Annotated in this window: 18 protein-coding genes; 17 read left to right on the top strand and 1 reads right to left on the bottom strand. The window is 59.3% G+C overall.

Annotation, left to right across the window (positions count from 1 at the left end; all coding sequences use genetic code 11):
* Positions 1-65: 65 nt before the first annotated feature.
* On the bottom strand, positions 66-1,322 hold the full coding sequence (gene icd, locus AC07UI_RS15690; RefSeq protein WP_494993334.1) for an NADP-dependent isocitrate dehydrogenase: 1,257 nt from the start codon (positions 1,320-1,322) through the stop codon (positions 66-68).
* Between the two features lie 494 nt (positions 1,323-1,816).
* Between icd and AC07UI_RS15695 the strand changes: the two genes are divergently transcribed.
* The 17 genes from AC07UI_RS15695 (at position 1,817) to nuoI (ending at position 22,484) form a co-directional block, all read left to right on the top strand.
* Positions 1,817-4,060: an NADP-dependent isocitrate dehydrogenase gene (locus AC07UI_RS15695; protein WP_494993335.1), complete on the top strand. Its 2,244-nt coding sequence runs from the start codon at positions 1,817-1,819 to the stop codon at positions 4,058-4,060.
* Positions 4,061-4,267: 207 nt separating this feature from the next.
* Complete coding sequence (locus tag AC07UI_RS15700; protein ID WP_494993336.1) at positions 4,268-4,714, top strand: NUDIX hydrolase; 447 nt, start codon at positions 4,268-4,270, stop codon at positions 4,712-4,714.
* Between the two features lie 59 nt (positions 4,715-4,773).
* The gene (mnmA, locus tag AC07UI_RS15705; RefSeq protein WP_494993337.1) at positions 4,774-5,907 is read left to right on the top strand and encodes a tRNA 2-thiouridine(34) synthase MnmA; all 1,134 of its coding nucleotides are present in this window, start codon (positions 4,774-4,776) and stop codon (positions 5,905-5,907) included.
* Entirely contained in the window at positions 5,904-6,527 is a 624-nt protein-coding gene (gene hflD, locus AC07UI_RS15710; protein WP_494993338.1) for a high frequency lysogenization protein HflD, read from the top strand. The genes mnmA and hflD overlap by 4 nt, the downstream gene beginning before the upstream one ends.
* Before the next feature lie 127 nt (positions 6,528-6,654).
* Positions 6,655-8,025 carry an adenylosuccinate lyase gene (purB, locus tag AC07UI_RS15715; RefSeq protein ID WP_494993339.1) on the top strand — a complete coding sequence of 457 codons (1,371 nt, stop codon included), beginning with the start codon at positions 6,655-6,657 and terminating at the stop codon, positions 8,023-8,025.
* Between the two features lie 83 nt (positions 8,026-8,108).
* Positions 8,109-9,275: a ribosomal protein uL16 3-hydroxylase gene (locus tag AC07UI_RS15720; protein WP_494993340.1), complete on the top strand. Its 1,167-nt coding sequence runs from the start codon at positions 8,109-8,111 to the stop codon at positions 9,273-9,275.
* The gene (locus tag AC07UI_RS15725; protein WP_494993341.1) at positions 9,268-9,693 is read left to right on the top strand and encodes a GNAT family N-acetyltransferase; all 426 of its coding nucleotides are present in this window, start codon (positions 9,268-9,270) and stop codon (positions 9,691-9,693) included. Before AC07UI_RS15720 ends, AC07UI_RS15725 begins: the two co-directional genes overlap by 8 nt.
* Before the next feature lie 252 nt (positions 9,694-9,945).
* The gene (locus AC07UI_RS15730; protein WP_494993342.1) at positions 9,946-10,773 is read left to right on the top strand and encodes a secretin N-terminal domain-containing protein; all 828 of its coding nucleotides are present in this window, start codon (positions 9,946-9,948) and stop codon (positions 10,771-10,773) included.
* Positions 10,774-11,291: 518 nt separating this feature from the next.
* A complete protein-coding gene (aceA, locus tag AC07UI_RS15735) occupies positions 11,292-12,617 on the top strand; it encodes an isocitrate lyase (RefSeq protein ID WP_494993343.1) in 1,326 nt (441 codons plus the stop codon).
* 609 nt (positions 12,618-13,226) lie between these two features.
* The gene (locus AC07UI_RS15740) at positions 13,227-13,640 is read left to right on the top strand and encodes an NADH-quinone oxidoreductase subunit A (RefSeq protein ID WP_494993344.1); all 414 of its coding nucleotides are present in this window, start codon (positions 13,227-13,229) and stop codon (positions 13,638-13,640) included.
* Positions 13,641-13,650: 10 nt separating this feature from the next.
* Positions 13,651-14,325, top strand: a complete 675-nt coding sequence (locus tag AC07UI_RS15745; protein WP_489360825.1) for a NuoB/complex I 20 kDa subunit family protein — start codon at positions 13,651-13,653, stop codon at positions 14,323-14,325.
* A gap of 72 nt (positions 14,326-14,397) precedes the next feature.
* The gene (nuoC, locus tag AC07UI_RS15750) at positions 14,398-16,182 is read left to right on the top strand and encodes an NADH-quinone oxidoreductase subunit C/D (protein ID WP_494993345.1); all 1,785 of its coding nucleotides are present in this window, start codon (positions 14,398-14,400) and stop codon (positions 16,180-16,182) included.
* 2 nt (positions 16,183-16,184) lie between these two features.
* Complete coding sequence (gene nuoE / locus AC07UI_RS15755; RefSeq protein WP_494993346.1) at positions 16,185-16,682, top strand: NADH-quinone oxidoreductase subunit NuoE; 498 nt, start codon at positions 16,185-16,187, stop codon at positions 16,680-16,682.
* Complete coding sequence (gene nuoF, locus AC07UI_RS15760; RefSeq protein ID WP_494993347.1) at positions 16,679-18,040, top strand: NADH-quinone oxidoreductase subunit NuoF; 1,362 nt, start codon at positions 16,679-16,681, stop codon at positions 18,038-18,040. Before nuoE ends, nuoF begins: the two co-directional genes overlap by 4 nt.
* 161 nt (positions 18,041-18,201) lie before the next feature.
* Positions 18,202-20,919: an NADH-quinone oxidoreductase subunit NuoG gene (gene nuoG / locus AC07UI_RS15765; protein ID WP_494993348.1), complete on the top strand. Its 2,718-nt coding sequence runs from the start codon at positions 18,202-18,204 to the stop codon at positions 20,917-20,919.
* Positions 20,916-21,923, top strand: a complete 1,008-nt coding sequence (gene nuoH / locus AC07UI_RS15770) for an NADH-quinone oxidoreductase subunit NuoH (protein ID WP_494993349.1) — start codon at positions 20,916-20,918, stop codon at positions 21,921-21,923. The genes nuoG and nuoH overlap by 4 nt, the downstream gene beginning before the upstream one ends.
* A gap of 12 nt (positions 21,924-21,935) precedes the next feature.
* A complete protein-coding gene (nuoI, locus tag AC07UI_RS15775; RefSeq protein ID WP_494993350.1) occupies positions 21,936-22,484 on the top strand; it encodes an NADH-quinone oxidoreductase subunit NuoI in 549 nt (182 codons plus the stop codon).
* Positions 22,485-22,491: the final 7 nt, after the last annotated feature.

Below are 22,491 nucleotides of genomic sequence, written 5' to 3' on the forward strand. Positions count from 1 at the left end.
CAGTCATAAAAAAACCGGCCGACTCATTCACTTGAGTCGGCCGGTTCTGCTTGGCGCGGATCAGCTTACATGTGAGAGATCAGAGCATCGCCGAACGCAGAAGACGACAGCAGCTTGGCGCCGTCCATCAGACGTTCGAAGTCATAGGTCACTGTCTTGGCCGAGATTGCGCCGTTGGTGCCTTTGATGATCAGGTCAGCCGCTTCGGTCCAGCCCATGTGGCGTAGCATCATTTCAGCAGACAGGATCAGCGAACCCGGGTTCACCTGGTCTTTGCCTGCGTACTTTGGAGCCGTACCGTGGGTGGCTTCGAACATCGCGACGGTGTCCGACAGGTTGGCGCCTGGTGCGATACCGATACCACCCACTTCGGCCGCCAGGGCGTCGGACAGGTAGTCACCGTTCAGGTTCAGGGTCGCGATCACATCGTATTCAGCCGGGCGCAGCAGAATTTGCTGCAGCATGGCATCGGCGATGGCATCTTTGACGATGACATTCTTGCCGGTTCTAGGGTTCTTGAACTGCATCCAGGGACCGCCATCGAGCAAGGTAGCGCCGAATTCTTCAGCAGCCACTTCGTAGGCCCACTCTTTGAAGGCACCTTCGGTGAACTTCATGATGTTGCCTTTGTGCACGATAGTCAGCGAGTCGCGATCATTGTCGACTACATACTGCAGGGCCTTGCGCGCCAGACGCTTGGTGCCTTCCAGGGAAACCGGCTTGACGCCGATACCGCAGTTCTGGTCGAAACGGATTTTAGTGACACCCATTTCGTCTTTCAGGAATTTGATGACCTTGATCGCTTCTGGCGAGCCGGCCTTCCACTCGATACCGGCATAAATGTCTTCCGAGTTTTCACGGAAGATCGTCATGTCGACGTCGCCAGGCTTCTTGACCGGGCTAGGCACGCCTTCGAACCAACGCACTGGACGCAGGCAAACATAAAGGTCCAGCTGCTGACGCAGGGCGACGTTCAGGGAACGGATGCCGCCACCGACCGGAGTGGTCAGCGGGCCTTTGATGGAAACGACGTAGTCTTTGACAGCATCCAGAGTTTCCTGAGGCAACCAGGTGTCCTGGTCGTAGACCTGGGTAGCCTTCTCGCCGGCGTAGACTTCCATCCAGGAGATTTTACGATCGCCACCGTAAGCTTTCTTAACAGCAGCATCGACAACCTTGATCATGACCGGGCTGATGTCGACGCCAATACCATCACCTTCGATGAAAGGGATGATCGGGTTATTAGGAACATTGAGAGAATGGTCTGCATTGACGGTGATTTTGTCGCCGACTGCTGGAACCTGAATCTTCTTGTATCCCATGCTGAACTCCGTTACGTGGATTGAACATCTGGCTGCTCTGGAGCGTACCCCAGTTGAATCTGGACGGGAACCTTATGTTCCATACATCCAGGGCCAAACCTATACTCTTTGCGGCCTACAAGCCTGAAAGCAAAGGTAAAAACGACAAAATCGAGGACCAGGGCGATCAGTGTACGGCGACCCTGCGAGCCGATCCTTTAGACCAATGGACGTCACCTCGAATACGCGACCTATCGTCGCAACACCAAAGACCTATGTATAATGCGCCGGTGACCACAGAGTCACACCGGCTGACCTGTCTGGAATGAGACTTTCAAGCCCGAAAAGACTGGGTTGTTACCGCGACCCGGTCGTCTGACGCTCGACTGATGCACCCAACATCACCGCGAAGAAACCTCGACTTTCGGCTCATGGACGACTTTGAACGAAAGCGCTCACCCCCGCGCAACTCGAGATTCCGAGCACGCCTAGCAAAGAAGAGAGTTAATCCGAATATGCCCACCCGCTCGAAGATCATCTACACCTTCACCGACGAAGCCCCAGCCCTCGCCACCTATTCACTGCTGCCTATCGTAGAGGCCTTCACCGCCTCCGCTGATATCGCCGTGGAAACCCGCGATATCTCTCTTGCAGGGCGCATCCTGGCCAGCTTCCCCGAGCAATTGGGCGACAAAGCCGTAGCCGACCACCTCGCCGAACTGGGCGCCCTGGCCGTCACGCCTGAAGCCAACATCATCAAGCTGCCGAACATCAGCGCCTCGGTTCCGCAACTGCAGGCCGCGATCAAAGAATTGCAAGCCCAGGGCTTTGAACTGCCGGACTATCCGGAAACCGTGACCAGCGATGCCGACAAGAGCGCCAGAGCGGCTTACGACAAGGTCAAGGGCAGCGCCGTAAATCCGGTTCTGCGCGAAGGCAACTCTGACCGCCGCGCCCCGCTGTCGGTCAAGAACTACGCCCGCAAGCACCCGCACAAAATGGGCGCCTGGAGCTCGGACTCCAAGTCCCACGTCGCTCACATGAGCGCTGGCGATTTCTACGGCAGCGAAAAAGCCGCCCTGATCGACGCCAAAGACAGCGTTAAAATCGAACTGATCGCTCGGGATGGCAGTACCACCGTCCTGAAAGAAAAAACCACCGTACAAGCCGGTGAGATCCTCGATTGCGCCGTGCTGAGCAAAAACGCCCTGCGCAGCTTCATCGCCGCTGAAATCGAAGACGCCAGGCAAAAAGGCGTGCTGCTGTCGGTTCACCTGAAAGCGACCATGATGAAGGTCTCCGACCCGATCATGTTCGGCCAGATCGTTGCCGAGTTCTATAAAGACGCCCTGAGCAAGCACGCTGACGTGCTGGCACAGATCGGCTTCAACCTGAACAACGGCATCGGCGACCTGTACGCCCGCATCAAGGCCCTGCCGGCCGAGCAGCAAGCACAGATCGAAGCCGACATTCAGGCGGTCTACGCCGTTCGTCCGTCGCTGGCCATGGTCAACTCCGACAAAGGCGTCACCAACCTGCACGTGCCGAGCGACGTGATCGTCGACGCCTCGATGCCAGCCATGATCCGTGACTCCGGCAAGATGTGGGGCACCGATGGCCAACTGCACGACACCAAGGCCGTGATCCCGGATCGTTGCTACGCCACCATCTACCAGGCGGTGATCGAAGACTGCAAGCAACACGGCGCCTTCGACCCAACCACCATGGGCAGCGTGCCAAACGTTGGCCTGATGGCGAAAAAAGCCGAAGAGTACGGTTCCCACGACAAGACCTTCCAGATCAAGGCTGACGGCGTTGTTCGCGTTTCCGACAGCGCTGGCCGCACTCTGCTGGAACAGTCGGTTGAAGCCGGCGACATCTTCCGCATGTGCCAGACCAAAGACGCGCCGATCCAGGACTGGGTCAAACTGGCCGTCAACCGTGCTCGCGCCAGCAGCACTCCAGCGATCTTCTGGCTGGACCCAATGCGCGCCCACGACGGCGTGGTGATCGAGAAAGTTCAGGCCTACCTGAAGGATCACGACACATCCGGCCTGGACATCCGCATCATGTCGCCAGTCGACGCCATGGCGTTCACGCTGACGCGCATCCGCGCCGGTCAGGACACCATCTCGGTGACCGGTAACGTACTGCGCGACTACCTGACCGACCTGTTCCCGATCATGGAGCTGGGCACCAGCGCCAAGATGCTGTCGATCGTTCCGCTGATGAACGGCGGCGGTCTGTTCGAAACCGGCGCTGGCGGTTCAGCACCGAAGCACGTTCAGCAGTTGCTGGAAGAAAACTTCCTGCGCTGGGATTCGCTGGGTGAGTTCCTGGCTCTGGCCGCCTCCCTTGAGCATTTGGGTGTGACTTACAACAACCCGAAAGCCCTGGTACTGGCCAAGACTCTGGATCAGGCCACCGGTCAGTTCCTGGACAACAACAAGTCGCCTGCACGCAAAGTCGGCAACATCGACAACCGCGGCAGCCACTTCTACCTGGCGCTGTACTGGGCCCAGGCCCTGGCCGCCCAGACTGAAGATGCCGCCCTCCAGGCGCAATTTGGCCAACTGGCGAAAACCCTGACCGAAAACGAGGCGGCCATCGTTGCCGAGCTCAACGCCGTTCAGGGCAAACCAGTGGAAATCGGTGGCTACTACTACGCCACGCCAGCACTGATCAGCAAGGCCATGCGCCCTAGCGAAATCTTCAACGCGGCAATCGCTGCGCTGGCTTCCGACAGCCTGGCTGCCTGATAGCGCTGCACTGTAATACCAGAGCCCCGGCCCCGCGCCGGGGTTTCTGTTTATGGCTTGCGCTTTTCTGTAGGAGCCGAGCTTGCTCGCGATGCAGCCAGCGCGGTCTGTCTGATTCACTGCGGTGATGCTATCGCGAGCAAGCTCGGCTCCTACAGGGACCGCGTTCGCTTTATGATGACCTTCTCTCCCAAGGCAAGCACTTATATGGATTGGCAGCCCCACATCACCGTCGCGACCATCGTCGAAGACAATGGCCGCTTCCTGATGGTCGAGGAACTCGCGGGCGGACGAGCGGTGCTCAATCAGCCCGCCGGGCACCTGGATCCCGACGAAACACTGATCGACGCCGCGATTCGTGAAACCCTCGAAGAAACCGGCTGGGACATCGAACTGACCGGCGTTATCGGCATCTACCTCTATACTGCTCCAAGCAACGGCGTGACCTACCAACGCGTGTGCTTCGCTGGCAAACCGCTACAGCATCATCCCGATTATCAGCTGGATGACGGCATTATCGGCCCGCGCTGGCTAACCCGCACCGAGCTGCTGGAACGACGCCCGGACTGGCGCAGCGAGCTAATCCTCCAGTGCATCGACGATTATTTGAGCGGCAAGCTGCACAGTCTCGAGCTGATCCGCCCTTCTCTTTAGCCTTGCAGGCTCCGGCCTGTTAGAATCGCGTCCTTTTTCAAGACACCCTTTGAATCCCTATGCGTGATCCAGCCCCTTCTGACACACAAAAGAAGCGCGTTATCGTCGGCATGTCCGGCGGCGTGGACTCTTCCGTTTCCGCCCTACTGCTGATCGAGCAGGGTTATCAGGTGGAAGGCCTGTTCATGAAGAACTGGGAGGAGGATGACGGAACGGACTATTGCACCGCCATGGACGACCTGGCCGACGCTCAAGCCGTTTGCGACAAAATTGGCATCAAGCTGCACACCGCCAACTTCGCCGCTGAGTACTGGGACAACGTGTTCGAGCATTTCCTGGCCGAATACAAAGCCGGGCGCACACCGAACCCGGACATCCTCTGCAACCGCGAAATCAAGTTCAAGGCGTTCCTCGACTACGCCCTGATGCTCGGTGCCGACCTGATCGCCACCGGCCACTACGTGCGCCGCCGCGACATCGATGGCCGTACCGAACTGCTCAAAGGCCTGGACCCCAACAAGGATCAGAGCTACTTCCTGCACGCCGTCGGCGGCGAGCAGATCGCCAAGACCCTGTTCCCGGTCGGCGAGCTGGAAAAACCTGCGGTTCGAGCGATTGCCGAGAAACACCAGCTGGCTACGGCGAAGAAAAAGGACTCCACCGGGATCTGCTTTATCGGCGAACGCCGTTTCAGCGACTTCCTCAAGCAATACCTGCCGGCACAGCCTGGCGAGATCAAAACCACCGAAGGTGAAGTGATCGGTCGCCACCACGGCCTGATGTACCACACCATCGGCCAGCGCCAGGGTCTGGGCATCGGCGGCCTGAAAGACGCCGGCGAAGAGCCGTGGTACGTGCTGATCAAGGACCTGGAGCACAACGAGCTGATCGTTGGCCAGGGCAATGATCACCCATGGCTGTTCTCCCGCGCGCTGCTCGCCTCGGACATCTACTGGGTCAACCCGGTCGACCTGAGCACGCCGCGCAAGCTCACTGCGAAAGTCCGCTATCGCCAGAGCGACCAGCCCTGCACCCTGGAAAAAACCGCCAATGGCTATCGCGCTATTTTCGACGACCCGCAGCGCGCAGTAACCCCCGGCCAGTCCGTGGTGTTCTACGACGGCGAAATCTGCCTTGGCGGCGGCGTCATTGAAGTGGCCGAACCCTGGAGCAGCAAGGATTCGCGCGCATGAGCCCGACTCAGGAGCAACTGACAGCCCTGGGCGGTGTTTTTCTCGCCGCAGTCCTGGTCGACAAGATCGCCAAGACCGGCCAGGTCACGGAAGCCGGTCTGAGCTGCATGCTTGGCAGCCTGCTGATCCGTGATCCGAAGGACACCCTGGAAGTCTACGGTGGCGACGACATCAATCTGCGCGAAGGTTATCGCGCACTGATCGGCGCCCTGGAGCGCGACCCGAACACCTTGCAACGCGAACCCTTGCGCTATGCGCTGTCGATGCTCGGCCTCGAGCGACAACTGGCCAAGCGTGACGACATGCTCGAAGTGATCGGCAAACGCTTGCCGCAGATTCAGTCCCAGGTCGAGCATTTCGGCCCGGCCCACGAAAACGTGATCGCCGCTTGTGGAGCGCTGTATCAGGACACCTTGAGCACCCTGCGCCAACGGATTCAGGTGCACGGCGACATGCGCAACCTGCAGCAACCGAGCAACTCGTCGAAGATCCGCGCCCTGTTGCTGGCCGGCATCCGCTCGGCGCGCTTGTGGCGCCAGCTGGGTGGTCATCGCTGGCAGCTGGTATTCAGCCGCCGCAAACTGCTCAAAGAGCTTTATCCGCTGATGCGCAGCAGCTGAACCGCGCCCGCAATATTGTTTTGTAGTCTGTAACGCGTAAACGCTGGTCAGTTGGCAACGGACCAGCGGTTTTTTTTCATGTATGATACGCGCCCCATTTCGTTGCCCGACTGTCCGAGAACACCCCATGCAGCTCTCTTCGCTCACTGCGGTTTCCCCTGTTGACGGCCGCTACGCCGGCAAAACCCAGGCCCTGCGCCCAATTTTCAGCGAATACGGTCTGATCCGTGCTCGCGTCCTGGTTGAAGTGCGCTGGCTCCAGCGCCTGGCCGCTCACGCTAGCATCTGCGAAGTCCCGGCGTTTTCCGCCGAAGCCAACGCGGCTCTGAATGAACTGGCGGAAAACTTCTCGCTGGAACACGCCGAGCGCGTCAAAGAGATCGAGCGCACCACCAACCACGATGTTAAAGCCATTGAGTACCTGCTCAAGGAACAGGCCGCCAAACTGCCTGAACTGGCCAACGTCAGTGAATTCATCCACTTTGCCTGCACCAGCGAGGACATCAACAACCTGTCCCACGCCCTGATGCTGCGCGAAGGCCGTGATGAGGTGATGCTGCCGCTGATGCGCCAGACTGCTGAAGCCATTCGCGAGCTGGCGATCCGCTTCGCCGACGTGCCGATGCTCTCGCGTACCCACGGTCAACCGGCTTCGCCGACCACCCTGGGCAAAGAACTGGCCAACGTGGTTTACCGCCTGGAACGCCAGATCGCCCAAGTCGCCGCCGTTCCGCTGCTGGGCAAGATCAACGGCGCTGTCGGCAACTACAACGCACACCTCTCGGCCTACCCTGAGATCGACTGGGAAGCCAACGCTCGCGCGTTTATCGAAGATGAACTGGGCCTGGGCTTCAACCCGTATACCACGCAGATCGAACCGCACGACTACATCGCCGAGCTGTTCGACGCGATCGCCCGCTTCAACACCATCCTGATCGACTTCGATCGCGATATCTGGGGTTACATCTCCCTGGGCTACTTCAAGCAGCGCACCATTGCCGGCGAAATCGGCTCCTCGACCATGCCGCACAAGGTCAACCCGATCGACTTCGAAAACTCCGAAGGCAACCTGGGTATCGCCAATGCACTGTTCCAGCACCTGGCGAGCAAGCTGCCAATCTCCCGCTGGCAGCGTGACCTGACCGACTCCACCGTACTGCGCAACCTCGGCGTCGGCTTCGCTCACAGCGTTATCGCTTACGAAGCCAGCCTCAAAGGCATCAGCAAACTGGAGCTCAACGCCCAGAAAATCGCTGCTGACCTGGATGCGTGCTGGGAAGTCCTGGCCGAACCGATCCAGACCGTGATGCGTCGCTACAACATCGAAAACCCGTACGAAAAGCTGAAAGAGCTGACTCGCGGCAAGGGCATCAGCCCTGAAGCGCTGCAGACTTTCATCGATGCACTGGACATGCCTGCCGAGGCCAAGGCCGAGCTGAAAAAGCTCACTCCGGCCAATTACATCGGCAACGCCGTGGCTCAAGCCAAGCGCATCTGACCGCTCGTAATACATTTAGACGCCCGGCAGCGCCGGGCGTTTTTATTCCCGTCTGAAAAGTACTTTTTTTCAATAGGTTACACATGAATCCTGATATTCCTCTTCAACTTCTGGGCGGCATCACTGCACGGGAATTCCTGCGCGACTACTGGCAGAAAAAGCCGCTGCTGATTCGCCAGGCGATCCCTGATTTCGAAAGCCCGATCGACGCCGACGAACTGGCCGGCCTGGCACTGGAAGAGGAAGTCGAATCGCGACTGGTCATCGAGCACGGCGAGCGCCCATGGGAATTGCGTCGCGGCCCGTTCGCCGAAGACGAATTCAGCAAACTGCCCGAGCGCGAGTGGACCTTGCTGGTGCAAGCCGTCGACCAGTTCGTGCCGGAAGTCAGCGAGCTGCTGGAGCACTTCCGCTTCCTGCCGAGCTGGCGCATCGACGACGTGATGATCAGCTTCGCTGCGCCTGGCGGCAGCGTAGGCCCGCACTTCGACAACTACGACGTGTTCCTGCTGCAAGGCCATGGCAAGCGCAACTGGAAGATCGGCCAGATGTGCGATTCCGAGAGCCCTCTGCTCGAGCACGCCGACCTGCGCATCCTTGCCGACTTCCAGGGGACCGACGAGTGGACCCTGGAACCGGGCGACATGCTCTACCTGCCGCCGCGCCTGGCCCATTGCGGCGTGGCTGTCGACGACTGCATGACCTACTCGGTGGGCTTCCGCGCCCCGAGCGCCGCTGAAGTGCTGACCCACTTCACTGACTTCCTCAGCCAGTTCCTGCCTGACGAAGAGCGTTACACCGACGCCGACGCACAACCAGCGATCGACCCGCACCAGATCCAGCATGACGCCCTCGACCGCTTGAAAAGCCTGCTCGCCGAACACATGAGCGACGAACGCCTGCTGCTGACCTGGTTCGGCCAGTTCATGACCGAACCACGCTACCCGGAACTGGTGGTCGGCCCGGAACTGGAAGAAGACGACCTGCTCAGCAGTCTCGAGCAAGGCGCCGTGCTGATCCGCAACCCAAGCGCGCGCCTGGCCTGGTCGGAAGTCGACGACGACCTGCTGCTGTTCGCCAGCGGCCAGAGCCGTTATCTGCCGGGCAAGTTGCGCGAGCTGCTGAAAATGATTTGCGCCGCCGACGCGCTACACGTCGACAACCTTGGCCATTGGCTGAGCGATGAAGACGGTCGGGGCCTGCTGTGTGAACTGGTCAAGCAAGGAAGCCTGGGGTTTGCCGATGAATAAGATTCACGTACGTGTCGCAGACTGGCAAAAGGACAACGCCGAGATCCGGCGCATTCGTGAAGCGGTGTTCATCGCCGAGCAATCCGTTCCACCCGAACTGGAATGGGATGCCGACGACGCAAGCGCCGTGCATTTCCTCGCCTTCGAAGGTGATTTTCCGATTGGTACTGCGCGCCTGTTGCCTGATGGGCACGTCGGCCGCGTATCAGTCCTCAAGGACTGGCGCGGCCTGAAGGTCGGCGATGCACTGATGCAAGCGGTGATCGGTGAAGCCGAGAAGCGCGGGCTCAAGCAGCAGATGCTCAGTGCACAGGTTCAGGCGACAGCGTTCTATGAGCGCCTGGGCTTCAGCATTGTCAGTGAGGAGTTCCTGGAAGCAGGGATTCCGCACGTCGACATGGTGCGCGGCCACCACTGATCGTTCCCAGGCTCCGCGTGGGAATGCAGCCGGTGACGCTCCGCATCACCACCGCGAAAGGACGCGGAGCGTCCTGAGAGGCATTCCCACGCAGAGCGTGGGAACGATCATCCCACGCGGAGCATGGGAACGATCAGCAAAACGCCCTGCTATCTTCAGATACCGGGGCGTTTTGCCGTCCAGGATTCAACTTGCCCCTTCGCAGGCCGACAAACTGGCAAACTCGAGCCTTTGATCGCGGAGATAACGGACATGTCCCTACGCACCCTGTTCACCACACTGCTGCTGACCTGCAGTTTTTCGGTCATCGCCGCTACCGAGGTGGTGCAACTCAACAATCGCACCAGCGCCGACCTGCTGCCGATTGCGCAGAATTTTATCGGCAGGGACGGCAAGGTCAGCGCCTACGGCAACCAGCTGATCGTCAACGCCGAACCCGACAAGATCAACGAATTCAAGGCCCTGATCGCACAGCTCGACACCGCGCCCAAACGCCTGCTGATCACTGTCGACACCAATGAAAACAACCAGCAAGACAACACCGATCAGCGGACGCGGATCATCACCTACAGCACCGACAGCCGCGAAGGCGGCATTCAGCAGGTCCAGACCAGCGAAGGTACACCGGCCCTGATCCAGATCGGCCAGATCGTGCCGCTGACCAGCACCCAGACCGATGCCTACGCCAGCCTGCCAAACCAGACCAACACCTCCAGCCCGCCGCAAAACCCGAGCAACAGCTCCAGCCCACCGCAAAACCCGACCAACAACTACGCCCACCTGCAAAGCCAGACCCAGTACCGCAACGTCACCCAGGGTTTCTACGTCACAGCCAGCGTCACCGGCGACATCGTTCACCTCAATATCAGAACCAATCGTGACCGAATGAGCCAGGAACGTCCCGATGTAGTGAACGTGCAAAGTACCAACACCACGGTCAGCGGCCGCCTTGGCGAATGGATCACCCTGGCCGGGGTCAATCGCCAGACCCAGGCCGATAAACAGGGGCTGGCCCGCAGCTATTCGACTCAAGGCCGGGATGACATGACCTTGCGGGTAAAAGTCGATACCTTGGACTAACACACCAAAAACTGACTGATTAGTCGTATTAGACCAAAGATGTAGTGCTTAAAAAAAAGCACTACAAAACGTTTGACGAGCAAAAAAAGCAAAGGCATGATGGCCTCGCTCCCGCTAATCAGGGGCCCTGGCAAGGGCCTTCGAATCGCCGCTCTAACCTACCTACCTGAGCCGATTCGTGTCTGTACCGCCCACAAGGTGTGTTTGACGAGGTTGCGACTGGAACGAAGTTGTCCCGAGGGACGGAAGCGTAATTAGGTAGACCGGCAACACACTGATGATCGTATAAAGGCCCACGACGCCCGAATGCGCCCACCAGCTCGCCCTTACCTGCTCAGCCTCCCTCCTCGAGCCCATCGTTCATCCCGTCGCCCTCCCCGCCAGACCCGACTTGACCACCTAAGCTTCTGGTCAGCGAGCAGCCATCTACGCAATCTTTCAAACCTGCGTACCTGGTGGAGCTGGAATTTTCCACCCAAGAACCACTTTCCACACAAGACGCGACGAGGTTTATCTCCATGGCACTGACACGCGAACAGCAAATTGCAGCCCTCGAAAAAGACTGGGCTGAAAACCCACGCTGGAAAGGCGTGACTCGCGCTTACTCCGCTGCTGACGTCGTCCGTCTGCGTGGCTCGGTTCAACCTGAGCACACCTTTGCAAAAATGGGCGCCGAGAAGCTCTGGAACCTGGTCACCCAAGGTGCCAAGCCGTCCTTCCGTCCTGAGAAAGATTTCGTCAACTGCATGGGCGCCCTGACCGGCGGCCAGGCCGTACAGCAAGTTAAAGCCGGTATCCAGGCGATCTACCTGTCGGGTTGGCAAGTCGCTGCAGACAACAACTCTGCAGAATCGATGTACCCGGACCAGTCGCTGTACCCGGTCGACTCCGTACCGACCGTGGTCAAGCGCATCAACAACTCGTTCCGTCGCGCCGACCAGATCCAGTGGAAAGCCGGCAAGAACCCGGGTGACGACGGCTACATCGACTACTTCGCACCGATCGTCGCCGATGCTGAAGCCGGTTTCGGTGGCGTGCTGAACGCCTACGAGCTGATGAAAAGCATGATCGAAGCAGGCGCTGCCGGCGTTCACTTTGAAGACCAGCTGGCGTCCGTGAAAAAATGCGGCCACATGGGCGGCAAGGTACTGGTTCCTACCCAGGAAGCCGTACAGAAGCTGACCGCCGCCCGCCTGGCGGCTGACGTTGCCGGTACACCGACCATCATCCTGGCCCGTACCGACGCCAACGCCGCTGACCTGCTGACCTCGGACTGCGACCCGTACGACCAACCGTTCGTCACTGGCGAACGCACTCAGGAAGGCTTCTACAAAGTGCGCGCCGGCCTCGACCAGGCTATCGCTCGCGGCCTGGCCTATGCGCCATACGCCGACCTGATCTGGTGCGAAACCGCCAAGCCGGACCTGGACGAAGCTCGTCGTTTCGCTGAAGCGATCAAAAAGGAATACCCGGACCAGCTGCTGTCGTACAACTGCTCGCCTTCCTTCAACTGGAAGAAAAACCTGGACGACGCGACCATCGCCAAGTTCCAGCGCGAACTGTCCGCCATGGGTTACAAGCACCAGTTCATCACCCTGGCCGGCATTCACAACATGTGGCACAGCATGTTCAACCTGGCGCACGACTACGCCCGCAACGACATGACCGCTTACGTGAAACTGCAAGAACAAGAGTTCGCTGACGCCGCCAAGGGTTACACCTTCGTGGCTCACCAACAGGAAGTCGGCACCGGCTACTTCGACGACATGACCACCGTAATTCAAGGCGGCACGTCTTCGGTTACCGCGCTGACCGGCTCCACCGAAGAAGAACAGTTCCACTGATCGACTTCGCTTCTTGAGCAAACGGCCATTCCAGACCGTATAGAAAACTAACTGGAATGCCGCATATCTAACGCCCCGACCGGTTCGGGGCGTTTTTTTGGGGATTTCCCAGACAGCGTTCGATCCCCCGTGGCAGCAGGCCCGCGAGCTCGCCGGCTGCTACGGATCGCGTCTTGACTCAAAGCTTGCGCCCGCAGCCGATAAAAAAAATTGATCCCAAGCAGTATCAGATCTCGAAAAAAAGGTTAAAACGGCTGAGCTCGCAACTTGCAGTAGAGGGTATGTATGCGCAACTTCCCGCTTACCACCCCAAGTAGCAGTTTAAAAACCGCGTTAAACAATATTGATTATCATTTAAACTGTACATTGTTCGTTACATCACCCACAAAAGATAATTGACAAAACAGCGCCTAATGCCCGCAACGTCTGGGCTGCGAGGGTCCGGAGGCATGCCATGTCCTCATTTCACTAAATAATTTCGCCATAGAAAATTTACTTGCCCGGTGTTTAGCCATAAAATCACCGGGATTGATTGCGCTGCGACATATCGTCACTGCTTTATTTCTATTCAAGCTCAGAGACCTTTGCTCTCTGCCAAGGATTACCAGCATGCCCGAAGCGACAGGACTCATGGCCCACAACTGGGGCTTTGCCATTTTCCTTCTGGGTGTTGGCGGCCTTTGTGCCTTCATGCTCGGTGTTTCCAGCCTGCTGGGCTCCAAAGCCTGGGGCCGCAGTAAAAACGAACCGTTCGAGTCCGGCATGCTGCCTACCGGTAGCGCCCGCTTGCGGCTCTCAGCCAAATTCTATCTGGTCGCGATGCTCTTCGTGATCTTCGATATCGAAGCCCTTTTTCTCTTTGCCTGGTCTGTGTCCGTCCGCGAAAGCGGCTGGACCGGATTTGTCGAAGCTCTCGTTTTCATAGCAATTCTGTTGGCAGGTCTTGTCTACCTTTGGCGAGTGGGGGCACTTGATTGGGCTCCGGAAGGTCGTCGTAAGCGGCAAGCGAAGCTAAAACAATGAGGCTTTGGCGATGCAATACAATCTCACCAGGATCGACCCGGATGCTCCTAACGAGCAGTACCCGATCGGCGAACGGGATACCGTTTCCGATCCGTTAGAAGATCAAGTCCACAAAAATATCTTCATGGGCAAGCTCGAAGACGTGCTGAACAGTACGGTCAACTGGGGGCGTAAAAACTCCCTGTGGCCATACAACTTCGGTCTGTCGTGCTGCTACGTGGAAATGACTACCGCCTTCACGGCGCCCCATGACATCGCACGCTTTGGCGCCGAAGTTATCCGGGCATCACCGCGCCAGGCGGATTTCATGGTTATTGCCGGTACCTGCTTCATCAAGATGGCGCCGATCATTCAGCGTCTCTACGAGCAAATGCTGGAACCCAAGTGGGTTATCTCCATGGGTTCGTGCGCCAACTCCGGTGGCATGTACGACATCTATTCCGTCGTTCAAGGGGTGGACAAGTTCCTGCCCGTGGACGTCTATGTGCCCGGCTGCCCGCCCCGCCCTGAAGCTTTTCTGCAAGGCTTGATGCTCTTGCAGGAGTCGATTGGCCAGGAGCGTCGCCCACTTTCCTGGGTCGTTGGTGATCAAGGCGTTTACCGCGCCGAAATGCCGTCGCAAAAGGAACAGCGCCGTGAACAGCGTATTCAGGTAACCAACCTGCGCAGCCCCGACGAAGTCTGATCCAGCTCAGCTCTTACAAAGAAACGAGAACCTGGTTTCATTCTTTACGTTGACCGAAAGCGATAAAAAGCCATGACTACAGGCAGTGCTCTGTACATCCCGCCTTATAAGGCAGACGACCAAGATGTGGTCGTCGAACTGAACAACCGTTTTGGCCCGGAGGCGTTCTCCGTCCAGGCCACCCGCACCGGCATGCCGGTGCTTTGGGTTACCCGCGCCAAACTGATCGAAGTCCTGACTTTCCTGCGTAACCTGCCCAAGCCGTACGTCATGCTGTATGACCTGCACGGCGTGGACGAGCGTCTGCGCACCAAGCGTCAGGGTTTGCCGAACGGCGTCGAATTCACCGTGTTCTATCACCTGCTGTCGATCGAACGTAATAGTGACGTAATGATCAAGGTCGCCTTGTCCGAGAGCGACCTCAGCTTGCCGACCGTCACCTCGATCTGGCCGAACGCCAACTGGTACGAGCGTGAAGTGTGGGACATGTACGGCATCGACTTTGCCGGCCATCCTCATTTGACCCGGATCATGATGCCGCCGACCTGGGAAGGTCACCCGCTGCGCAAGGATTTCCCGGCCCGCGCCACCGAATTCGACCCGTTCAGCCTGACCCTGGCCAAGCAACAGCTGGAAGAAGAAGCCGCGCGCTTCAAACCGGAAGACTGGGGCATGAAGCGTTCCGGCGCCAACGAGGACTACATGTTCCTCAACCTTGGCCCGAACCACCCTTCGGCTCACGGTGCGTTCCGTATCATCCTGCAACTTGACGGTGAAGAAATCGTCGACTGCGTTCCGGACGTCGGTTACCACCACCGTGGCGCCGAGAAAATGGCCGAGCGTCAGTCCTGGCACAGCTTCATCCCGTACACCGACCGGATCGACTACCTCGGCGGCGTGATGAACAACCTGCCGTACGTGCTCTCGGTCGAGAAACTGGCCGGCATCAAGGTGCCGGAGAAGGTCGACGTCATCCGCATCATGATGGCCGAGTTCTTCCGGATCACCAGCCACCTGTTGTTCCTGGGTACTTATATCCAGGACGTCGGCGCCATGACCCCGGTGTTCTTCACCTTCACCGACCGGCAAAAAGCCTACACCGTGATCGAAGCCATCACCGGCTTCCGTCTGCACCCGGCCTGGTACCGCATCGGCGGCGTCGCGCACGATCTGCCACGCGGCTGGGACAAGCTGGTCAAGGACTTCGTCGAATGGCTGCCAAAGCGCCTCGACGAGTACGAGAAAGCCGCGCTGCAGAACAGCATCCTGCGTGGCCGGACCATCGGCGTCGCAGCCTACAACACCAAAGAAGCCCTGGAATGGGGCGTCACCGGTTCTGGCTTGCGTTCCACCGGCTGTAATTTCGACCTGCGTAAAGCCCGCCCGTATTCGGGCTACGAGAACTTCGAATTCGAAGTTCCGCTGGCGGCCAATGGCGATGCCTACGACCGCTGCATGGTTCGCGTCGAAGAAATGCGCCAGAGCGTCAAGATCATCGACCAGTGCCTGCGCAACATGCCGGAAGGCCCGTACAAAGCGGATCACCCGCTGACCACGCCGCCGCCTAAAGAGCGCACGCTGCAGCACATCGAAACCCTGATCACGCACTTCCTGCAAGTTTCGTGGGGCCCGGTCATGCCGGCCAACGAATCCTTCCAGATGATTGAAGCGACCAAGGGTATCAACAGTTATTACCTGACGAGCGATGGCGGCACCATGAGCTACCGCACCCGGATTCGTACCCCAAGCTTCCCGCACTTGCAGCAGATCCCTTCGGTGATCAAAGGCAGCATGGTCGCGGACTTGATCGCGTACCTGGGTAGTATCGATTTCGTTATGGCCGACGTGGACCGCTAAGCATGAACAGCACGCTTATCCAGACAGACCGTTTCGCCCTGAGCGAAACCGAGCGCTCGGCCATCGAGCACGAGCTGCATCACTACGAAGACCCGCGCGCGGCGTCGATCGAAGCCCTGAAGATTGTCCAGAAGGAACGTGGCTGGGTGCCTGATGGCGCGCTCTACGCCATCGGCGAGATCCTCGGCATTCCGGCCAGCGACGTTGAGGGCGTGGCGACGTTCTACAGCCAGATCTTCCGTCAGCCAGTGGGCCGTCACATCATTCGCGTCTGCGACAGCATGGTCTGCTTTATCGGCGGTCACGAGTCGGTGGTCAGCGAGATCCAGAGCAATCTCGGCATCGGCCTGGGTCAAACCACCGCCGACGGTCGTTTCACACTGCTACCGGTCTGCTGCCTCGGCAACTGCGACAAGGCACCTGCGCTGATGATCGACGACGACACTTTCGGTAATGTACAGCCTGCTGGCGTTGCCAAACTGTTGGAGGGCTACGTATGACCCTGACTTCCTTCGGCCCTGCCAACCTCATCAAGCGCAGTGCACAAACCCATCCGTTGACCTGGCGTCTGCGTGACGACGGCGAAGCCATCTGGCTCGACGAGTACCAGGCCAAGAATGGCTACGCCGCTGCGCGCAAGGCATTCGCCGATATGTCTCAGGACGATATCGTCCAGACCGTCAAAGACTCCGGCCTCAAGGGTCGCGGTGGCGCAGGCTTCCCCACGGGTGTGAAGTGGGGCCTGATGCCCAAGGACGAATCCATCAACATCCGCTACTTGCTGTGCAACGCGGATGAAATGGAACCCAACACCTGGAAAGACCGCATGCTGATGGAGCAACTGCCCCATCTGCTGATCGAAGGCATGCTGATCAGTGCTCGCGCGCTGAAAACCTACCGTGGCTACATCTTCCTGCGTGGCGAATACACCACCGCCGCCAAGCACCTGAACCGTGCTGTGGAAGAAGCAAAAGCCGCGGGCCTGCTGGGCAAGAACATTCTGGGCAGCGGCTTCGATTTCGAACTGTTCGTCCACACCGGCGCCGGGCGTTATATCTGCGGTGAAGAAACCGCACTGATCAATTCCCTCGAAGGCCGCCGCGCCAACCCGCGCTCCAAGCCGCCCTTCCCTGCCGCCGTTGGCGTGTGGGGCAAGCCGACTTGCGTGAACAACGTCGAAACCCTGTGCAACGTGCCGGCGATCATCGCCGACGGTGTTGACTGGTACAAATCCCTGGCCCGTGAAGGCAGCGAAGACCACGGCACCAAGCTGATGGGCTTCTCCGGCAAAGTGAAGAACCCCGGCCTGTGGGAACTGCCGTTCGGCGTGACCGCTCGCGAGCTGTTCGAAGACTACGCCGGCGGCATGCGCGACGGCTTCAAGCTCAAGTGCTGGCAGCCAGGTGGCGCCGGTACCGGCTTCCTCTTGCCTGAGCACCTGGACGCACAAATGTACGCCGGTGGCATCGCCAAAGTCGGCACCCGTATGGGTACCGGCCTGGCAATGGCCGTGGACGACAGCGTCAACATGGTCTCCCTGCTGCGCAACATGGAAGAGTTCTTCTCCCGCGAATCCTGCGGCTTCTGCACCCCGTGCCGTGACGGTCTGCCGTGGAGCGTCAAGCTGCTGCGTGCGATCGAGAACGGTGAAGGGCAAGCCGGCGATATCGAGACCCTGCTGGGTCTGGTCGGTTTCCTCGGCCCAGGCAAGACTTTCTGTGCTCACGCACCGGGCGCCGTGGAGCCATTGGGCAGCGCAATCAAATATTTCCGTCCAGAGTTCGAGGCCGGCATTGCACCCACCAGTGCTGTCGTCCCGCCTCTGGCTCGCCCGATCCCGATTCCGGTCGGCGCGTAAACGTATCGAACGAGGGTGGTCCGTGCCGCCCTCCTATCGCCTGAAGACGCTTCAGGCCTGTTGAAAACACAGTTTTCAACAGGCCTGTTCCAGCGCCAGGCGAGTACATAGATTCCATTAGCCACGCCCGCTGACACCGGGCCAACGAAGAACTTTGAACCATGGCCACTATCCACGTAGACGGCAAATCGCTCGAAGTCGATGGGGCAGACAACCTGTTACAGGCGTGTCTGTCGCTAGGCCTCGACATCCCGTATTTCTGCTGGCACCCCGCCCTTGGCAGCGTTGGCGCTTGTCGCCAGTGCGCGGTCAAGCAGTACACCGACGAGAACGACAAGCGTGGTCGTATCGTCATGTCGTGCATGACACCTGCCACCGACGGCAGCTGGATTTCCATCGATGACGAAGAAGCCAAAGTGTTTCGCGCCAGCGTCGTCGAATGGCTGATGACCAACCACCCGCACGACTGCCCGGTCTGCGAGGAAGGCGGTCACTGCCACCTGCAAGACATGACGGTGATGACCGGCCACAACGAGCGCCGTTACCGCTTCACCAAACGTACCCACCAGAACCAGCAACTGGGCCCGTTCATCTCTCACGAAATGAACCGCTGCATCGCCTGCTATCGCTGCGTACGTTTCTATAAAGACTACGCCGGCGGCACCGACCTCGGTGTATTCGGCGCCCACGACAACGTGTACTTCGGTCGCGTTGAAGACGGCACCCTGGAAAGCGAGTTCTCCGGCAACCTCACCGAGGTCTGCCCGACTGGCGTGTTCACCGACAAGACTCACTCCGAGCGCTACAACCGCAAGTGGGACATGCAGTTCTCGCCGAGCATCTGCCATGGCTGCTCCAGCGGTTGCAACATCAGCCCGGGTGAACGTTACGGCGAACTGCGTCGTATCGAAAACCGTTTCAACGGTTCGGTGAACCAGTACTTCCTCTGCGACCGTGGCCGTTTCGGTTATGGCTACGTCAACCGCGAAGATCGTCCGCGCCAGCCACTGCTGGCTGACGGTCAGGTCAAACTCGGTCTCGACGCTGCACTGGATAAAGCTGCCGATCTGCTGCGCGGTCGCAATATCGTCGGTATCGGCTCGCCACGCGCCAGCCTCGAAAGCAACTTCGCCCTGCGCGAACTGGTCGGTGCCGAGCACTTCTACTCGGGTATCGAAGCGTCCGAGCTGGAGCGTATTCGCCTGGTTGCCCAGGTGCTCAAAGACAGCCCGCTGCCGATCCCGAACATGCGCGAGGTCGAAGACCACGACGCGATCTTCGTCCTCGGCGAAGACCTGACCCAGACCGCTGCCCGTATGGCCCTGGCACTGCGTCAATCGGTCAAAGGCAAAGCCGAAGACATGGCCGACGCCATGCGTGTTCAGCCTTGGCTGGATGCTGCGGTGAAGAACATCGGTCAGCACGAACTGAACCCGCTGTTCATCGCCAGCCTGGCTGAAACCAAGCTTGATGACGTGGCTGAAGAGTGCGTTCACGCCGCTCCAGACGACCTGGCTCGTATCGGTTTCGCCGTGGCTCACGCCCTCGACGCCAGCGCTCCTGCCGTTGAAGGCCTGGACAGCGACGCGGCTGAACTGGCGCAGCGCATCGCCAACGCCCTGTTGGCAGCCAAGCGTCCGCTGATCATTGCGGGTACTTCTCTGGGCTCCAAAGCGCTGATCGAAGCCGCGGCGAACATCGCCAAAGCTCTCAAGCTGCGCGAAAAAGCCGGCTCCATCAGCCTGATCGTGCCAGAGGCCAACAGCCTCGGCCTGGCCATGCTCGGTGGTGGATCGGCAGACGCTGCGCTGCAAGCGGTGATCGACGGCAAAGCCGACGCCATCGTCGTACTGGAAAATGATCTGTACACCCGCGTCGACGCAGCCAAAGTCGATGCCGCACTGAACGCTGCAAAAGTCGTGATTGTCACCGACCATCAGAAGACTGCCACCAGCGATCGTGCACATCTGGTTCTGCCAGCCGCCAGCTTCGCTGAAGGCGACGGTACGCTGGTCAGCCAGGAAGGCCGCGCCCAGCGCTTCTTCCAGGTCTTCGACCCGACTTACCTGGATGCGAGCATCCTGGTTCACGAAGGCTGGCGCTGGCTGCACGCCCTGCGCAGCACCTTGCTGAACAAGCCGGTGGACTGGACCCAACTGGACCACGTCACCGCAGCCTGCGCCGAAAGCAACCCGCAACTCGCTGGCATTGTCAGCGCCGCACCGTCGGCCTCGTTCCGCATCAAAGGTCTGAAACTGGCTCGAGAGCCGCTACGTTACAGTGGCCGGACCGCCATGCGCGCCGATATCAGCGTGCACGAACCACGCACTTCCCAGGACAACGACACTGCGTTCTCGTTCTCCATGGAAGGTTACTCGGGCTCCGCCGAACCACGTCAGCAAGTGCCATTCGCCTGGTCTCCGGGCTGGAACTCGCCGCAAGCCTGGAACAAGTTCCAGGACGAAGTCGGTGGTCACCTGCGTGCCGGCGACCCTGGTACTCGCCTGATCGAAACCCAGGGTGATGGCCTGAGCTGGTTCGCCAGCATTCCGGGCGCGTTCTCCCCTGCTCGCGGAACCTGGCAAGCGGTGCCGTTCTATCACCTGTTCGGCAGTGAAGAGAACTCTTCGAAAGCCGCTCCGGTTCAGGAACGCATCCCGGCCGCCTACGTCTGTGTGGCCAAATCCGAAGCGGATCGTCTGGGCGTCAACGACGGTGCCCTGCTCAGCTTGAATGTTGCCGGCCAGACCCTGCGTCTGCCGCTGCGTATCAATGAAGAGCTGGGTGCTGGTCTGGTTGCCTTGCCTGCCGGTCTGGCGGGTATTCCACCGGCCATCGCCGGCCTTACCGTTGACGGTCTGCAGGAGGCAGCTCAATGACCTGGTTCACACCTGAAGTGATCGACGTGATCATCGCGGTGCTCAAGGCCATCGTGATTCTGCTCGCCGTGGTGGTTTGCGGCGCGCTGCTGAGCTGGGTCGAGCGTCGTTTGCTCGCCCTCTGGCAGGACCGTTACGGTCCGAACCGGGTTGGCCCGTTCGGCGCCTTCCAGATCGCCGCCGACATGATCAAGATGTTCTTCAAGGAAGACTGGACGCCACCGTTCGCCGACAAAGTGATCTTCACTTTGGCGCCAGTGGTGGCCATGAGCGCCTTGCTGATTGCCTTCGCAATCATCCCGATCACCCCGACCTGGGGTGTCGCGGACCTGAACATCGGCGTGCTGTTCTTCTTCGCCATGGCCGGTCTGTCGGTCTACGCGGTGCTGTTCGCCGGCTGGTCGAGCAACAACAAGTTCGCCCTGTTGGGCAGCTTGCGGGCCTCGGCACAAACCGTGTCCTATGAAGTGTTCATGGGTCTGTCGTTGATGGGCATCGTGGCGCAGGCTGGCTCGTTCAACATGCGCGACATCGTCGATTACCAGGCCCAGCACCTGTGGTTCATCATTCCGCAGATCCTCGGTTTCCTCACCTTCTTCATCGCGGGCGTGGCCGTGACTCACCGTCACCCCTTCGACCAGCCGGAAGCCGAGCAGGAACTGGCCGACGGTTACCACATCGAATACGCTGGCATGAAATGGGGCATGTTCTTCGTCGGTGAGTACATCGGCATCGTGTTGATCTCGGCGCTGCTGGTGACTTTGTTCTTCGGTGGCTGGCACGGACCTTTCGACATTTTGCCGCAGATCCCGTTCATCTGGTTTGCTCTGAAGACCGCGTTTTTCATCATGATCTTCATCCTGCTGCGCGCATCGATTCCGCGCCCACGGTATGACCAAGTGATGGATTTCGGCTGGAAATTCTGCCTGCCGCTGACCCTGATCAATCTGCTGGTGACCGCTGCGATCGTGTTGTTGAACACGCCCGCCGTCGCGGCTCAGTGAGGATAGAGAATCATGTTCAAGTATACTTTTGACATCGTGCATGGCTTCTTCACCCAGCTTCGCAGCCTGGTGATGATTTTCGGCCACGCCTTCCGCAAGCGCGACACGCTGCAGTACCCGGAAGAGGCGGTGTACCTGCCGCCGCGCTTCCGTGGGCGCATCGTCCTGACCCGCGACCCCGACGGCGAAGAGCGCTGTGTAGCCTGCAACCTGTGCGCCGTAGCGTGTCCGGTGGGTTGCATCTCGCTGCAGAAAGCTGAAACCGAGGACGGTCGCTGGTACCCGGACTTCTTCCGCATCAACTTCTCGCGTTGCATTTTCTGCGGCCTCTGCGAGGAAGCCTGCCCGACCACTGCGATCCAGCTGACACCGGATTTCGAGATGGCCGAGTTCAAACGTCAGGACCTGGTTTACGAGAAAGAAGATCTGCTGATCTCCGGTCCCGGTAAGAACCCTGATTACAACTTCTATCGTGTTGCAGGTATGGCCATTGCCGGTAAGCCAAAAGGCTCCGCGCAAAATGAAGCCGAACCGATCAACGTGAAGAGCTTGCTGCCTTAAGGAAGAA

It is taken from the genome of Pseudomonas sp. GW821-FHT04C07, from assembly GCF_059420325.1.

Bases quoted from the DNA above. Each gene is read 5' to 3' on its own strand.
- nuoH (WP_494993349.1), top strand. From the start codon at position 20,916: ATGACCTGGTTCACACCTGAAGTGATCGACGTGATCATCGCGGTGCTC.
- AC07UI_RS15730 (WP_494993342.1), top strand. From the start codon at position 9,946: ATGTCCCTACGCACCCTGTTCACCACACTGCTGCTGACCTGCAGTTTT.
- AC07UI_RS15745 (WP_489360825.1), top strand. From the start codon at position 13,651: ATGCAATACAATCTCACCAGGATCGACCCGGATGCTCCTAACGAGCAG.
- nuoE (WP_494993346.1), top strand. From the start codon at position 16,185: ATGAACAGCACGCTTATCCAGACAGACCGTTTCGCCCTGAGCGAAACC.
- mnmA (WP_494993337.1), top strand. From the start codon at position 4,774: ATGCGTGATCCAGCCCCTTCTGACACACAAAAGAAGCGCGTTATCGTC.
- nuoG (WP_494993348.1), top strand. From the start codon at position 18,202: ATGGCCACTATCCACGTAGACGGCAAATCGCTCGAAGTCGATGGGGCA.
- icd (WP_494993334.1), bottom strand. From the start codon at position 1,322: ATGGGATACAAGAAGATTCAGGTTCCAGCAGTCGGCGACAAAATCACC.
- AC07UI_RS15720 (WP_494993340.1), top strand. From the start codon at position 8,109: ATGAATCCTGATATTCCTCTTCAACTTCTGGGCGGCATCACTGCACGG.
- nuoC (WP_494993345.1), top strand. From the start codon at position 14,398: ATGACTACAGGCAGTGCTCTGTACATCCCGCCTTATAAGGCAGACGAC.
- AC07UI_RS15695 (WP_494993335.1), top strand. From the start codon at position 1,817: ATGCCCACCCGCTCGAAGATCATCTACACCTTCACCGACGAAGCCCCA.
- AC07UI_RS15740 (WP_494993344.1), top strand. From the start codon at position 13,227: ATGCCCGAAGCGACAGGACTCATGGCCCACAACTGGGGCTTTGCCATT.
- aceA (WP_494993343.1), top strand. From the start codon at position 11,292: ATGGCACTGACACGCGAACAGCAAATTGCAGCCCTCGAAAAAGACTGG.
- hflD (WP_494993338.1), top strand. From the start codon at position 5,904: ATGAGCCCGACTCAGGAGCAACTGACAGCCCTGGGCGGTGTTTTTCTC.
- purB (WP_494993339.1), top strand. From the start codon at position 6,655: ATGCAGCTCTCTTCGCTCACTGCGGTTTCCCCTGTTGACGGCCGCTAC.
- nuoF (WP_494993347.1), top strand. From the start codon at position 16,679: ATGACCCTGACTTCCTTCGGCCCTGCCAACCTCATCAAGCGCAGTGCA.
- AC07UI_RS15725 (WP_494993341.1), top strand. From the start codon at position 9,268: ATGAATAAGATTCACGTACGTGTCGCAGACTGGCAAAAGGACAACGCC.
- AC07UI_RS15700 (WP_494993336.1), top strand. From the start codon at position 4,268: ATGGATTGGCAGCCCCACATCACCGTCGCGACCATCGTCGAAGACAAT.
- nuoI (WP_494993350.1), top strand. From the start codon at position 21,936: ATGTTCAAGTATACTTTTGACATCGTGCATGGCTTCTTCACCCAGCTT.